The 12,560-nt window shown below is 71.7% G+C and carries 13 protein-coding genes; 5 read left to right on the forward strand and 8 right to left on the reverse strand.

Features of this window, described 5'->3' with window-relative positions; all coding sequences use genetic code 11:
• Positions 1 to 36 precede the first annotated feature (36 nt).
• From ACFHPP_RS17245 to ACFHPP_RS17260, 4 genes are all read left to right on the forward strand, one after another.
• On the forward strand, positions 37 to 291 hold the full coding sequence (locus tag ACFHPP_RS17245; protein WP_437164476.1) for a hypothetical protein: 255 nt from the start codon (positions 37 to 39) through the stop codon (positions 289 to 291).
• Entirely contained in the window at positions 288 to 1,574 is a 1,287-nt protein-coding gene (locus ACFHPP_RS17250; protein WP_437164477.1) for a CCA tRNA nucleotidyltransferase, read from the forward strand. The genes ACFHPP_RS17245 and ACFHPP_RS17250 overlap by 4 nt, the downstream gene beginning before the upstream one ends.
• Positions 1,575 to 1,669: 95 nt before the next feature.
• Entirely contained in the window at positions 1,670 to 3,427 is a 1,758-nt protein-coding gene (locus tag ACFHPP_RS17255) for an ABC transporter ATP-binding protein (protein WP_437164478.1), read from the forward strand.
• Positions 3,424 to 4,104 (forward strand): CatB-related O-acetyltransferase, encoded by a 681-nt coding sequence (locus ACFHPP_RS17260; RefSeq protein ID WP_437164479.1) that lies wholly within the window; start codon positions 3,424 to 3,426, stop codon positions 4,102 to 4,104. The genes ACFHPP_RS17255 and ACFHPP_RS17260 overlap by 4 nt, the downstream gene beginning before the upstream one ends.
• A gap of 4 nt (positions 4,105 to 4,108) precedes the next feature.
• Here ACFHPP_RS17260 and ACFHPP_RS17265 read toward each other — a convergent pair whose 3' ends face one another.
• Complete coding sequence (locus tag ACFHPP_RS17265) at positions 4,109 to 4,816, reverse strand: tyrosine-protein phosphatase (RefSeq protein ID WP_437164480.1); 708 nt, start codon at positions 4,814 to 4,816, stop codon at positions 4,109 to 4,111.
• A 55-nt stretch (positions 4,817 to 4,871) separates the two neighbouring features.
• Between ACFHPP_RS17265 and ACFHPP_RS17270 the strand changes: the two genes are divergently transcribed.
• Positions 4,872 to 5,084, forward strand: a complete 213-nt coding sequence (locus ACFHPP_RS17270) for a hypothetical protein (protein ID WP_430670197.1) — start codon at positions 4,872 to 4,874, stop codon at positions 5,082 to 5,084.
• An 18-nt stretch (positions 5,085 to 5,102) separates the two neighbouring features.
• On the opposite strand, the gene ACFHPP_RS17275 is transcribed toward ACFHPP_RS17270, so the two are convergent.
• The 7 genes from ACFHPP_RS17275 to ACFHPP_RS17305 form a co-directional block, all read right to left on the reverse strand.
• Positions 5,103 to 5,723: a DedA family protein gene (locus ACFHPP_RS17275; RefSeq protein ID WP_437164481.1), complete on the reverse strand. Its 621-nt coding sequence runs from the start codon at positions 5,721 to 5,723 to the stop codon at positions 5,103 to 5,105.
• 10 nt (positions 5,724 to 5,733) lie between these two features.
• Positions 5,734 to 7,269 carry a tripartite tricarboxylate transporter permease gene (locus ACFHPP_RS17280; RefSeq protein WP_437164482.1) on the reverse strand — a complete coding sequence of 512 codons (1,536 nt, stop codon included), beginning with the start codon at positions 7,267 to 7,269 and terminating at the stop codon, positions 5,734 to 5,736.
• Between the two features lies 1 nt (position 7,270).
• A complete protein-coding gene (locus ACFHPP_RS17285) occupies positions 7,271 to 7,723 on the reverse strand; it encodes a tripartite tricarboxylate transporter TctB family protein (RefSeq protein WP_437164483.1) in 453 nt (150 codons plus the stop codon).
• A gap of 192 nt (positions 7,724 to 7,915) precedes the next feature.
• Positions 7,916 to 8,899 (reverse strand): Bug family tripartite tricarboxylate transporter substrate binding protein, encoded by a 984-nt coding sequence (locus ACFHPP_RS17290; RefSeq protein ID WP_437164484.1) that lies wholly within the window; start codon positions 8,897 to 8,899, stop codon positions 7,916 to 7,918.
• 66 nt (positions 8,900 to 8,965) lie between these two features.
• Positions 8,966 to 9,475 (reverse strand): hypothetical protein, encoded by a 510-nt coding sequence (locus ACFHPP_RS17295; RefSeq protein ID WP_437164485.1) that lies wholly within the window; start codon positions 9,473 to 9,475, stop codon positions 8,966 to 8,968.
• Positions 9,476 to 9,576: 101 nt separating this feature from the next.
• The gene (locus ACFHPP_RS17300; RefSeq protein WP_437164486.1) at positions 9,577 to 11,811 is read right to left on the reverse strand and encodes a molybdopterin cofactor-binding domain-containing protein; all 2,235 of its coding nucleotides are present in this window, start codon (positions 11,809 to 11,811) and stop codon (positions 9,577 to 9,579) included.
• 11 nt (positions 11,812 to 11,822) lie between these two features.
• Entirely contained in the window at positions 11,823 to 12,275 is a 453-nt protein-coding gene (locus ACFHPP_RS17305) for a (2Fe-2S)-binding protein (RefSeq protein ID WP_437164487.1), read from the reverse strand.
• Positions 12,276 to 12,560: the final 285 nt, after the last annotated feature.

Below are 12,560 nucleotides of genomic sequence, written 5' to 3' on the forward strand. Positions count from 1 at the left end.
GGTGCCGCTTCGGCGCGCCACGTCTATATCATCCACATGCCCTACCTCATCGCCGCGCTGCTCATCCTGCTGCCCTCCCTGGCCTGGCTGGCCTGGCGGCAATTCGGCCCGGACCCGCGGCGGCCCTCGCCCGTGCTGCTGGCGGCGCTGGCGGCCGGGCTGCTGCTGGTTGCCGGGCTCGGGGTCTGGGTGCGGCTGTCGCAGGGCGATGCCGCCACCTCGGTCTATGTCCCGCCGAGCCTGGGGCCGGATGGCCGGGTGCAGCCCTCGCGGATGGTGCCGACACGGTGACGGACGGCGACCCGCCGCAGGATCGCATCGACCCGCCGGAATTTCTGCGCGACGCCGCGCCTGCCGCGGTGCTGGCCGCCCTGCCGGGTGCGCGGGCCGTCGGCGGCTGCGTGCGCGATGCGCTGGCGCGGCGGCCGGTGCATGACGTGGACGTGGCCGCGCCGCTGCCGCCGGAGCAGATCGCGCAGCGCCTGCGCGACGCCGGGCTGCGGGTGTTCGAGACCGGCCTCGCGCATGGCACCGTCACCGCCGTGCTGGCGCGCCAGCCGGTGGAGGTCACGGCGCTGCGGCGCGACCTGGTGACCGATGGCCGCCATGCCGAGGTCGCCTGGACCACCGATTGGCGGCAGGACGCGGCGCGGCGCGATTTTTCGTTCAACGCCATGTCCATGGATGCGGCCGGCCAGATCTGGGATTACTTCGGTGGCCGCGCCGACCTCGCGGCCGGCCGGGTGCGCTTCGTCGGCGACCCGGCGACGCGGCTGGCCGAGGACTACCTCCGCGCGCTGCGCTTCTTCCGCTTCTGGGCCCGCTACGGCCAGGGCGCGCCGGATGCGGCGGCGCTGGCGGCGATCCGGGATGCGGTGCCGGGGCTGCGGGCGCGGATCGCGCCGGAGCGGATCTGGATGGAGCTGAAGCGCCTGCTGGCCGCGCCCGATCCCGGCGGGGCGCTGGTGCTGATGCACCAGGTGGGCCTGCTGGCGGCGGTGCTGCCGGAGGGTGCGGCGCCGGACGTCCTGATCCGCATGCTGCCGCGCAGCCTGCCGGCGGAACCGCTGCTGCGGCTGGCCGTGCTGCTGCCCGAGACCGCCGATGCCGGGGCGCTCGCCACCCGGCTGCGGCTTTCGGGGGAGGAGCGGGAACGGCTGCGGGTGCTGCGGCACACCGACTCCGCGCCGCAGCCCGGCGATGAGCAGAGCGGCTTCCATTTCCGTGCCTGGCGCGCCACCGTGCGCGCGGCCTCGCGCCATGTCATGCCCACGGAACCGCTCTGGGTGGCGGAGGCGCGGCAGGGCGGCGAGGGCTGGGCCGCGCTGCGGGAGCAGGTTTCACCCGGCGATGCCGAGCCCGAATTTCCCCTGCAGGGCCGCGACCTGCTGGCGCTCGGCATCCCGCCCGGCCCGGCGATGGGCCGGCTGCTGGCCGCGCTGCGCGAGACCTGGTTGGCCGGGGATTGTACCGCCGACGCGGCGGAGTTGCTGGCGGAAGCGCGCCTGCGGCTGCGCGAAGCCGGGACGGCGGACGGGACCGCCGCCCCGGAAGGCACCGCCGCGAGACCCTGACGCCTCGGCAGAACCGGAACGAAAGAAGAACTACCACCGGATCGACGCCGCCGCAACCCCTCGCCCTCGCGGCCCGCCTGCTCTACACGCGCGGCATGGCCCGCCCCGCCTTCGATGCCGCCTCCCTCCCGCTGATCCGCCGGCTGTGGCGCGACCATGTCCGGCAGCACCGGCGGGGCCTGGTGCTGGCCGCGATCTGCACCCTCGGCGTCGCCGCCACCACGGCGCTGTACCCGCTGATCATCCAGCAGGCCTTCAACCTGTTCGCGGAGGGCAATCCCGGCGTCGTCTGGGCGCTGCCGCCGATCATCATCGCCGTCACCCTCGCCCGCGCCCTGACCATGTACGGCCAGGCGGTGGCGACGCAGATGGTGGTGCTCAGCGTCATCGCGCAGCTGCAACGCGACCTGTTCCACGCCCTGACCCGCGCCGACCTCGCGAGCGTGGCGCGGGAGGCGCCGGCGCGGCACGCCGCCCGCTTCACCGCCGATGCCGCCCTGATCCGGGAGGCGCTGACCAAGGCGATGAGCGGCGTCGGCGACGTGCTGACGGTGATCGGCTTGGTGGGCTCCATGCTGTGGATGGACTGGAAGATGGCGCTGCTGTCCTCCCTTCTCTATCCCATCGCCGCCGTGCCGATCCTGCGCATCGGCAAGCGCATCCGCCGCGCCTCCGCCGGCATGCAGGACCGGGTGGGGGAGACCGCCTCGCTGCTGGTGGAGAGTTTTTCCGCCGCCCGCGTGGTGCGCGCCTACCGGCTGGAGGCGGCGGAGGAAGCCCGCGCCGCCAACGCCTTCGCCCGGCTGCGCGACAGCCAGTTGTCGATCCAGCGCTCCCGCGCCCGGCTCGACCCGGTGCTGGAGGCGCTGGGCGGCATCGCCGTCGCCGCGGTGCTGGGCTTCGTCGGCTGGCGCGTCTCGACCGGGCTCGGCACCATCGGCGACTTCACCGGATTCGTCGCGGCGCTGCTGATCGCGGCGCGGCCGGCGCGGGCGCTCGGCAGCCTGAACGCGGCGTTGCAGGAGGGGCTGGCGGGCCTTTCACGGGTGTTCGGCGTGGTGGACGAGAAGCCGCGCATCGTCGACGCGCCGGATGCGGTGAAGCTGCCGCCGGGCGAGGGCAGCGTGGTCTTCGAGGATGTCGGCTTCGCCTATGAGGGCGTGCCGGATGCGGCGCTGTCCGGGTTGAACTTCGCGGCCAGGCCCGGCCGCACCGTGGCGCTGGTCGGGCCTTCCGGTGCCGGCAAATCCACCGCGCTCGCGCTGGTGCCGCGGCTGTACGAGGTGACGGCGGGGCGCATCCTGATCGATGGCGCCGACATCCGCGGCGTGACGCTGGACAGCCTGCGCGACGCCATCGCCTATGTCGGCCAGGACGCCGTGCTGTTCGACGATACCGCCCTCGCCAACATCGCCTGCGGCCGCCCGGGTGCGACGCAGGCGGAGGTCGAGGAGGCGGCGCGCGCGGCGGCCGCGCATGACTTCATCGCAGCCCTGCCGGAAGGCTACGCCACGCCGCTCGGCAACCAGGGCTCCCGCCTGTCGGGCGGCCAGCGCCAGCGCGTCTCGCTGGCCCGCGCGCTGCTGCGCAACCCGCGCGTGCTGCTGCTGGACGAGGCGACCAGCGCGCTGGATGCGGAGAACGAGGCGCTGGTGCAGCAGGCGCTCGCCCGCCTGCGCGAGGGCCGCACCACGCTGGTGATCGCGCATCGCCTGTCCACCGTGCGCGACGCCGACCTGATCGTGGTGATGGAGGCCGGCCGCGCCGTGGAACAGGGCGACCATGCCGGGTTGATGGCACAGGACGGGCTGTATGCGCGCCTGGTCCGCACGCAGGCGTTTTCGGCGACATGAGATCCAAGGCCGAGGCGGCGCGGCTGCCGGACCCCGATGCGCTGCACCCCATCGCCAACAAGCCGCGCGTGGTGTTCCTGAAGCCGCTGCTGGCGACGCAGCCCGGCATCACGAACTGCGAAATCGGCGCCTTCACCTATTACGACGACCCGCTGCACGCGAAGGACTTCTTCCGCCGCAACCTGCTGTACAATTTCGGTGCCTCGGGCGCGCGGCTGGTCATCGGCAAATTCTGCGCCATCGCGACCGGCGCGCGCTTCATGTTCCCCGATGCGATGCACGCCACCGGCGGGCCCTCCACCTACCCCTTCGGCATCCTGGGCGGCGCCTTTGAGATGGCGCTGCCGCTGGCGGAATATCCCTGGCGCGCCGCCGGCGACACGGTGCTGGGGCACGACATCTGGGTGGGGATGGAGGCGCTGGTGATGCCCGGCGTGCGCATCGGCCATGGCGCTGTGATCGGCGCGCGGGCGGTGGTGACGCGGGACGTGCCGGACTACGCGGTGGCCGCCGGCAACCCGGCCACGGTGCGGCGCCGGCGCTATTCCGAGGAGGACGCGGCGCGGCTGGTGGCGCTGGGATGGTGGGACTGGCAGGTGGAGCGGATCGCGCGCGCCATCCCGGTGCTGGCGAAGGGGGGCGTGGCGGCGCTGGAGGATTTTTCCGCGCAGCACTGAACGGCTATTCCCGCCGCAACACCCCATCCACAAGCCGGTCGGCCCAGGGCCGGCTTTGGAACCGCGCCCGCAGATCGGCCTCGTCGTAATCCTGGCGCAGCCAGTCCAGGAAAGGCTTTGGCCCATGCTGCGCCTGAAAGGCGGCGTAGTCCCGGAAGAAGGCGTCCAGGATGCCGGTCCGGCTCGCGGCCACATGGCCGAAGCGCCAGTGCAGCTGATCCAGCGCCGCTTCCACCGGGCGGCCCTGCAGCAGCAGCCAGATGCCGGCGATCAACCCGGTGCGGTCGGCGCCGGATTTGCAGTGGATCAGCAGCGGCTCCGGCAGCGTCGGCAGCAGCTCCACCAGCCGCAGGATGCGGTCCTTGTGCGGTGCGCCGCGGCTTTCGAAGGGCGCATCCGCGTGCACCAGCCCGAGCTCCCCGGCCCGTGCCCGGCCGAGCGCGTCCGACCCGCAATCCTGCCGATGGCCGCGCAGGTTCAGCACCGCGCGCAGGCCGAAGCGCCGCTGCGCCGCCGCCAGCTGCCAGGGCAGCGGGTGATTGGAACGGTATAGCCGCCCTTCCTCCACCACCGCCCAGTTGCGCCACGGAATGCGCAGCGCGGCGTGGTCGACCAGCAGGCTGTTGATCCAGGCGGCGCGGCGCCCGGCGGCGGAGGACAGGTTCACCGCCCTGGTATGGCGCCCCGCCGCGCCGAAGGCCAGCGGCTGCAACGAACGCCTGCCATGCAGCCGCGTTGAGGGCGTGGCATCAGGAGGAAAAAGCGCCATGACGAACGCCAAGATCCCGCCGGTTCCGCCCGCCAACCGCAGCCCGGCCGGTGGCTCCAAAGCGGGCGGCGCCACGCCGGGCGGCAGCCCGATCCCGGAAGACGTGGCGCAGGACAACATCGATTCGAAGAACCGCAAGATCGACCAGCAGGGCCGCCAGGGGAACATCAACCAGAACACCCACAACGTAGGCTACCAGCAGGACCGCTGACCGCGGGCGCGCGGCGGTTCAGCCCGGCTGGCCGCTGCGCACCCACACCGCGCGCAGCGACAGCCAGGCGCCGAGCGCCGCGACGGCGAGCAGCACCAGCAGCAGCGGGTCGGCGCGGTCCCCCAGCACCGTGGCGATCCAGCCCGCCGCCGCCCCCGGCATCAGCAGCAGCGGCGCCCACACCACCGCGGAGGTGACGTTGGCGACCTGGAAGTGCCATTGCCGCATCCGCGTGACGCCGGCGATGATCGGCGCCACCGCGCGCAGCGGGCTGATGAAGCGGGCGATGAACACCGCCCAGACCCCCCAGCGCCGGAAGGCCAGCACGCCGCGCGCGTACATCCGCCGGTATTGCCGCGGCAGGTGGCGCCGCACGAAGGCGGGCCCGAGCCAGCGGCACAGCCAGAAGCCCAGCGCATCGCCCACCACCGCACCGGCGAAGGTCGCCGCCAGGATCGGCCCCGGCGGCAGCACCCCGCTGCCGATCAGCAGCCCGACGCCGAGCAGCAGCGCGGAGCCGGGCAGGAAGATCCCGATCAGCGGCACCGATTCGATGAAGGCGATGGCGAAGGCGAAGGCGGGCGCCCAGGCCGCATGCGCCTCCACCCAGGCGATCAGCGGCACGATGAGATGGTCCATCAGGTATCCGTCAGCTGGCGGTGGCGTCGGTCTGGGCGCGCTGCATCGCCAGGGCCGCGGCGGTGCGCCCGCGGATGGTGGCATAGATCGCCCAAAGCAGCAGCAACGCCGTGGCGCCGAGGAAGCCGGCACTGATCGGCCGCTCCACGAACACCGCCAGGTCGCCGCGCGACAGCAGCATGGCGCGGCGCAGATGTTCCTCCATCAGCGGCCCGAGGATGAAGCCGAGCACCAGCGGCGCCGGCTCGAACTTCAGCTTCAGCATGGCATAGCCGACGACGCCGAAGAACATCACCAGCAGCACGTCGAAGTAGCTGTTGTTGATGCTGAACACGCCGATGCAGATGAACAGCAGGATGGCCGGGTACAGGATGGAATAGGGAATCCGCAGCATCCGCACCCACAGCCCGATCAGCGGGATGTTCAGGATCACCAGCAGGATGTTGCCGATCCAGAAGCTGGCGATCAGGCCCCAGAACAGCTCGGGGTATTCCGTCATCAGCCGGGGGCCGGGCTGGATGCCCTGGATGATCAGCGCGCCCAGCATCAGCGCCATCACCGCATCGCCCGGGATGCCGAGCGTCAGGGTGGGGATGAAGGCGGTCTGCGCCGCGGCGTTGTTGGCCGATTCGGGCGCGGTCACCCCCTCGATCGCGCCCTTGCCGAAGCGCGACGGATCCTTCGCGATCCGCTTCTCCAGCGCGTAGGACATGAAGGACGCGATGGTGCCGCCCGCCCCCGGCAGCGCGCCGAAGAAACTGCCGACTCCGGTGCCGCGCAGCATCGGCTTCCAGGACCGCTTCCAGTCATCCCGCTTCGGCATCATCGAGCGCATGGTGATCTTCTGCCCGGCGACCTCCGCTGTGGTGACGCGGCCGATGCTGCCGATCACCTCCGCCACGCCGAACAGGCCCATGGCGAGTGCCACCAGGCTGATGCCGTCCGACAAATAGGGGATGTCGAAGGTGAAGCGCTGCTGGCCGGTCTGCACATCGGTGCCGACCATGCCGAGGCAGAGGCCGAACAGCACCATGGCGATGCCCTTGGCCGGTGAGCCCTGCGCCAGGGTCGCCGCCGCCACCAGGCCGAGCAGCATCATGGCGAAATAGTCCGCCGGCCCGAAGGCCAGCGCCACCTCCGCCAGCTTCGGCGCGAACAGCGTCAGGATGACGATGCCGAGGCTGGCGCCGACGAAGCTCGCGATGGTCGTCATGAAAAGCGCGACGCCGGCGCGGCCCTGCTTCGACATCGGGTAGCCATCGAGGCAGGCGACCGCGGCCGATGGCGTGCCCGGCAGGTTCAGCAGGATCGACGCGGTGGAGCCGCCATAGGAGGCACCGTAGTAGATGCCCGCCAGCATGATGATGGCGGTGGTCGCCGGCACATGGAAGGTGAGCGGTAGCAGCATGGAGATGGTGGCGAGCGCGCCGATGCCCGGCAGCACGCCGATGAAGGTGCCAAGGAAGACGCCGAGGAAGCAGTAGAACAGGTTCTCGGGGGAGAAGGCGGTGGCGAAGCCCATCGCCAGCATGCCGAAGACTTCCATGTCAGTGGCTCCACCACCGGAAGGCCGGCACCGGAATGCCAAGACCCTTGGTGAACACGAGGACCGCCATGGCGGACAGGGCGACGGCAAGGACCGCGGTGCGCAGCCACCGCAGTTCCTGCTCGGCCAGCGACACGACGACGACCAATGCGACAGTGGCCGGCACCAGGCCCGCAGGCTCGATCAGGAAGGCGAAGGACAGGCCGCCGGCGATGATGGCGAGCAGCGGCCGGACGGCGGGGATGGGCAGTTCGCCGGGTCGGACCCAGGCCGGCACCAGGATCAGAAGGCCGAAGATCGTGACAAGTAGACCGAGCGCGCCGGGAAAAGCCCCAGGTCCCATCCGGCGCATCTGGCCAAAATCGTAATGTGTCTGTGCATGCCAGAACACCCACAGGCCAAACAACAGCAGGACGCAACCGCCGATCACGTCCGTCCAGTCTCGCCTGTGCATCCCGGATGCTCTCCCTTTGCTTACACCGCGGAGCTGATCCAGCGGCGAAGGGTTCGTGACACATGAAGGAAGGATTGCAAGCAGGAAATCTTTGAATCGGGGAAGTGGGCGGTCACGGCGCCGAAAGCCCAAGAGAAAAGGCGCGCCGCGGATGCGACGCGCCCCTGGTTGGCGGCAAGCTGGTGGCGAAGGCTATTCGAGCCGCGCGCCGGAGATCCGCACCGTCTCGCGCCACATCGGCCGCTCCCGCTCCGCCCGTGCCTTGGCCTCCTCCGGCGTGCTCCAGATGGCGCGCGCGCCGGTGCGCAGGAAGCGGTCCTGCATCTCCCGCGTTTCCGACACTTCCTTGATGGCGGTGGAGGCACGCTGCGTGATGGCCGCCGGGACGCCGGCCGGGAAGGCCATGGCGCACCAGGAGGTCACGACGAAATCCGGCACGCCGGCTTCCGCCATGGTCGGCACGTCCGGCAGGGTCGGCCAACGCTCCGCGCTGGTCACCGCGAGCGCCCGCATCTGCCCGCTGGCGATGATCGGGACGTAGGAGGCCAGGTTGTCGAGCGCGAAGTTGATGTCGCCCGCCAGCAGCGCCGGGATGGTCTGCGCCGCGCCGCGGAACGGCACGTGCACGCCCTCGATCCCCAGCCGGTTGGTGAACATGGACCCCGAGAGGTGCGGCGTGGTGCCGACGCCGGGGGAGCCGTAGTTCACGCCACCCTGCTTCGCCTTGGCCCAGGTCACGAAGTCCCGCAGGTTCGTCGCCGGGATATGCGCCGCCGGCACCGCCAGCACGTTGGGCAGTTCCCAGTGCATGGAGATCGGCGAGATGTCCTTCTCCGGGTCGTAGGGCAGCCGGGCGTACAGATACTGGTTGATCGACCAGCCACCGACCGTCACCGGGCCCATGGTGTAGCCATCCGGGTTGGACTTCGCGATGGCGTCGTGGCCGATGTTGCCACCGGCGCCGGGGCGGTTTTCCACCACGAAGGGCTGGCCGAGTTTCTGCGACAGTTGCTCGCACACCAGGCGGGCCAGCACGTCGGTGGACCCGCCCGGCGGCCACGGCACGATCACCCGCACCGGCCGCGCCGGCCATTGCGCCTGCGCCGAGGCGGGAAGGGTCGCGACGAAGGGCGCGCCCAGCGTGGTGCCGAGCAGGATTCGGCGGCTGATATTCATTCTTGCTGTCTCCGGACGTTTCGTCTCGGCCCAGGATACCGCCCCCGGGCCGCCGCGGCTACCGCCTCAACCGTCGCGCCGTGCCTGGTTGACCCGGGTGGCCTGGGAGATGCTGCCGATCGCGCGGGGATCGGGGCCGGGATGCGCCCGGTCCTCCGAGGTGTCGCGCATGCCGCCGCCGGCGTGGCGGCCGGGCCGGGGGTGGTGCGGGCGGGCGGCGCGGCGCCGGGCCAGCGCCTCCCGCAGCGCCTCCGTATTGCGGGCGCGGCGCTGTTCGGCCTCCAGCCGTGCGAACTGTGCGTTGACCCGGCGCAGCCCGGCCGCGAAGGCCTGCTTCTTCTGGGACAGCTTCTCGGCCGAACCGGCCGCGCCGCGCGCCTCGCCCTTGCCACGACGGGCCCGCGCCGCCTCCCGGATCAGGTCGCGGGCGCGCTTGTGGTGGGCGCGCAGGCGGAAGGCCAGGGCGCGCAGTTCCTCCGGCGGCAGGTTGCCGAGTTCCGGGTGGTGCGTCGGCGCCACGCTCTCAAGCTCCTCATGCGAGAGCAGGCGCTGTTCCTCGCGGCGGGTGATGGCCATGTCGTCCCCAATCCTGTCCGTAGCGTCATGCCAATCCTCAAGAGGATCGGCTTATGTATTACAGATGGTTCAGAATTCGTCGCAAACCACCCCCTGTCGGATCACGCCTGGCCAAAGCGCTGCTTCGCGAAGGGCAGGCTGCGGATGCGCCGGCCGGTCAGTGCGGCGACGGCGTTGGCCACAGCCGGCGGCACACCAGGCGTGCCGGGCTCTCCCACGCCGCCCATCGGCGCACCGGATTCGACGATGCGGACCTGCACCTGCGGCATCTCGGCGCGGGCCAGGATGCGATAGCCGTCGTAGTTGCGCGCCACAGGGCGGCCACCCTCGAAGACCATCTCCTCATAGGCGGCCGAGGACAGGCCGATGCAGGCGGCGCTTTCGACCTGCGCCTTGATGATGGCCGGGTTGACGATGCTGCCGGGGTCGATCGCCACGAACAATGCGTGCACCACCACCTCCCCCTGCCGCAGCGAGACCTCCGCCACCGTCGCGACCTCCGACCCGAACGGGGAGGCCATGGCGAGGCCGCGGGCGCGGCGGCTGCCATCGGGCGCCTCATACGGTCCGCGCCGCCAGCCGCCGGACAGGTCCATGACGGCATCGAGCAGCGCCAGGTGCCGCGGCGAATGCGCAAGGTGCGCGCGGCGGAACGCCAGCGGATCGGCGCCCGCGGCCTCCGCCACCTCGTCCAGGAAGGCCTCGAAGAAGAAGTCGTTCATCGAATGGCCGACGGACCGCCAGAAGCCGATATTCACCGGATGCGGCACATGCACCCAATCCACCCGGCGGTTCGGGATGGCGTAGGGCTTGAACGCCACGCCCTCCACCGCCGAGGTATCGACCGGCGGCGTGCCGAGGCGGGAGGTGCCGAAATGCTTGGCCACCGGCCCCTCCCCCGGCACCGTCGCATGGAAGGCGACGATCCGGCCGCTGGCGTCGAGGCCGGCGCGCAGCCGCGCCAGGCTCAGGGGCCGGTAGGCGTCCCGTGCAAATTCCTCCTCCCGCGTCCAGATCACCTTCACCGGGCGGCGGACCATGCGCGCCAGGCGGATGGCCTGGTTCATCGGGTGGTGCCGGCCATAGGTGAAGTGCCGGCCGAAGAAGCCGCCGAGCAGCGGCGTGTGGATGCGGATCTTCGCCACATCCACCTCCGATTCCCGCGCCGCGATGGCGGCGAAGGCTTCCGGCGCCTGGTTCGGCGTCCAGACATCCAACGTGCCGTCGGCGTTGAAGCGGACGGTGGCGGAGGGCGGCTCGAGCTGGGCGTGGGCCAGGTAGGGCGCGTCGTAATCCGCCTGTACCACGCGCGTCGCGTCGCGCAGCGCGGCGGGTGCGTCGCCGCTGGCATCGCTGGCGGGATTGCCCGGCGCATCGGCCTGCTCGCGCAGCATCTCCAGCATACCGGCGGAGGAAAAATCCTCCGCCACCACCGGTTGGCCGCTGAGCGCGGTCCAGGCGACGGTCGCGGCCTCGACCGCGCGGCGGGCACGCCAGAAGCTGTCGGCCAGCACGGCGACGGCGCCGGGCAGTCGGTGCACGGAATGCACGCCGGGCATCGCCCGCAGCGCCGCCTCGTTCAACACCTCGCCGGGCTCCGCGCCGGCGCGGGGGGCGTGCAGCACGGCGCCCTGCAACATGCCGTCGAGGCGGATATCGATGCCGTACTGCGCCTGCCCGGTGCTCTTGGCGCGGGTGTCGAGGCGCTTGGCCGGCGTACCGATCAGGCGGAAGGGGCCGGATTTCGGCGCGGCGTCGGCCGGGATGGGCAGTGCGGCGGCGGCTTCCGCCAGCTCGCCATAGGGCAGCTTCCGCCCGGTTGCGGCATGCAGCACGAAGCCCGGCTCCGTGGTCAGCTCCGCGCCGGGCACCCCGAGCCGCTGGGCAGCGGCGGCGACCAGCATGGCCCGCGCCGTCGCCCCCAGCACGCGGAAATGCGCATAGGTGTTGCGGATGGAAAAGCTGCCGCCGGTGACGCGGCGGGTGCCGTTGGCCAGCACCTGGTAGTCGGCGCCCGCCGGCGCCACCGTCACCTCGAAGGCCGCGAGGTCGGCGTCCAGCTCCTCCGCCACGATCTGCGCCACCGCGGTATGGATGCCCTGCCCGCCCTCGGCGAAGGGGTTCTGCAGCAGGATGCGGCCATCCGGCCGGATGGTCAGGTAGGCCGGCACCTTGCGGGCATGGGCGAGGCCGCCGGCCGCCTGGGCCCGCGCGGGGCGCTGCGGCAGGCCGAGCGCCAGCAGCAGCCCGCCGCCGAGCACGCCGGCCAGGGTGCCGCGGCGGGAGAGGTTGAGCGGTGAGCCGGATTGCAGCGCATCGAGAAGGGGCTGGTCCATCTCCCCGCTCCTCATGCCGCATCCGCCGCCTGGCGGATGCCGGCGGCGATCATGTTGTAGGTGCCGCAGCGGCAGAGATTGGTCATGGCGGCGGCGATGTCCGCCTCCTCCGGCCTCGGCGTCTGCTGCAGCAGCGCGGTCGCGGCCATCAGCTGGCCGGACTGGCAGTAGCCGCATTGCGGCACGTCCAGCGCCACCCAGGCCGCGACCAGCCGCGCGCCGATGGGGTGGGCCTCGATCGCCTCGATGGTGGTGACGCGGCGGCCGGCCAGGCTGTCCACCGGCACCTGGCAGGACCGCATCGCCTGGCCATCGACCAGCACCGTGCAGGCGCCGCATTGCGCGATGCCGCAGCCGTATTTGGTACCGGTCAGGCCGAGCGTGTCGCGCAGCACCCAGAGCAGCGGGGTGTCGCCCTCCACCTCGACCTTGCGGAGCTGGCCATTCACGCTGATTTCGGCCATCGGGCCACTCCCTGGACGTCAGGCTGGGACGCTTGCGGCGGGAATGTGGCGCGGCGCCGGGCGTGCTGTCGAGCGCGCAGCGCGCGCCGCAGGCGGAATAACGCCTGCGGCAAATCGGTGGCCGAGGGCCTGTGGACACTTGGCCCGGGATGCAATCGGCGAGTGGATTTTCGTGCCTGAAAGGCGGGGGCGGGGCGGCGATGGGGTTCCATCGTCGTACTGACCCCAACGCGTCCGGCGCGGAAAGACGCCGCCGCGTGTGCCCGCAGATAAGTTCCACAGGCC

The organism is Falsiroseomonas sp. E2-1-a20 (assembly GCF_051433195.1).
Taxonomy (GTDB): Bacteria; Pseudomonadota; Alphaproteobacteria; order Acetobacterales; family Acetobacteraceae; genus Falsiroseomonas.

Coding starts and splice junctions, on each gene's coding strand:
- ACFHPP_RS17245 (WP_437164476.1), top strand. CDS start 37: ATGCCCTACCTCATCGCCGCGCTGCTCATCCTGCTGCCCTCCCTGGCC.
- ACFHPP_RS17255 (WP_437164478.1), top strand. CDS start 1,670: ATGGCCCGCCCCGCCTTCGATGCCGCCTCCCTCCCGCTGATCCGCCGG.
- ACFHPP_RS17260 (WP_437164479.1), top strand. CDS start 3,424: ATGAGATCCAAGGCCGAGGCGGCGCGGCTGCCGGACCCCGATGCGCTG.
- ACFHPP_RS17270 (WP_430670197.1), top strand. CDS start 4,872: ATGACGAACGCCAAGATCCCGCCGGTTCCGCCCGCCAACCGCAGCCCG.
- ACFHPP_RS17275 (WP_437164481.1), bottom strand. CDS start 5,723: ATGGACCATCTCATCGTGCCGCTGATCGCCTGGGTGGAGGCGCATGCG.
- ACFHPP_RS17280 (WP_437164482.1), bottom strand. CDS start 7,269: ATGGAAGTCTTCGGCATGCTGGCGATGGGCTTCGCCACCGCCTTCTCC.
- ACFHPP_RS17285 (WP_437164483.1), bottom strand. CDS start 7,723: ATGCACAGGCGAGACTGGACGGACGTGATCGGCGGTTGCGTCCTGCTG.
- ACFHPP_RS17290 (WP_437164484.1), bottom strand. CDS start 8,899: ATGAATATCAGCCGCCGAATCCTGCTCGGCACCACGCTGGGCGCGCCC.
- ACFHPP_RS17295 (WP_437164485.1), bottom strand. CDS start 9,475: ATGGCCATCACCCGCCGCGAGGAACAGCGCCTGCTCTCGCATGAGGAG.
- ACFHPP_RS17300 (WP_437164486.1), bottom strand. CDS start 11,811: ATGGACCAGCCCCTTCTCGATGCGCTGCAATCCGGCTCACCGCTCAAC.
- ACFHPP_RS17305 (WP_437164487.1), bottom strand. CDS start 12,275: ATGGCCGAAATCAGCGTGAATGGCCAGCTCCGCAAGGTCGAGGTGGAG.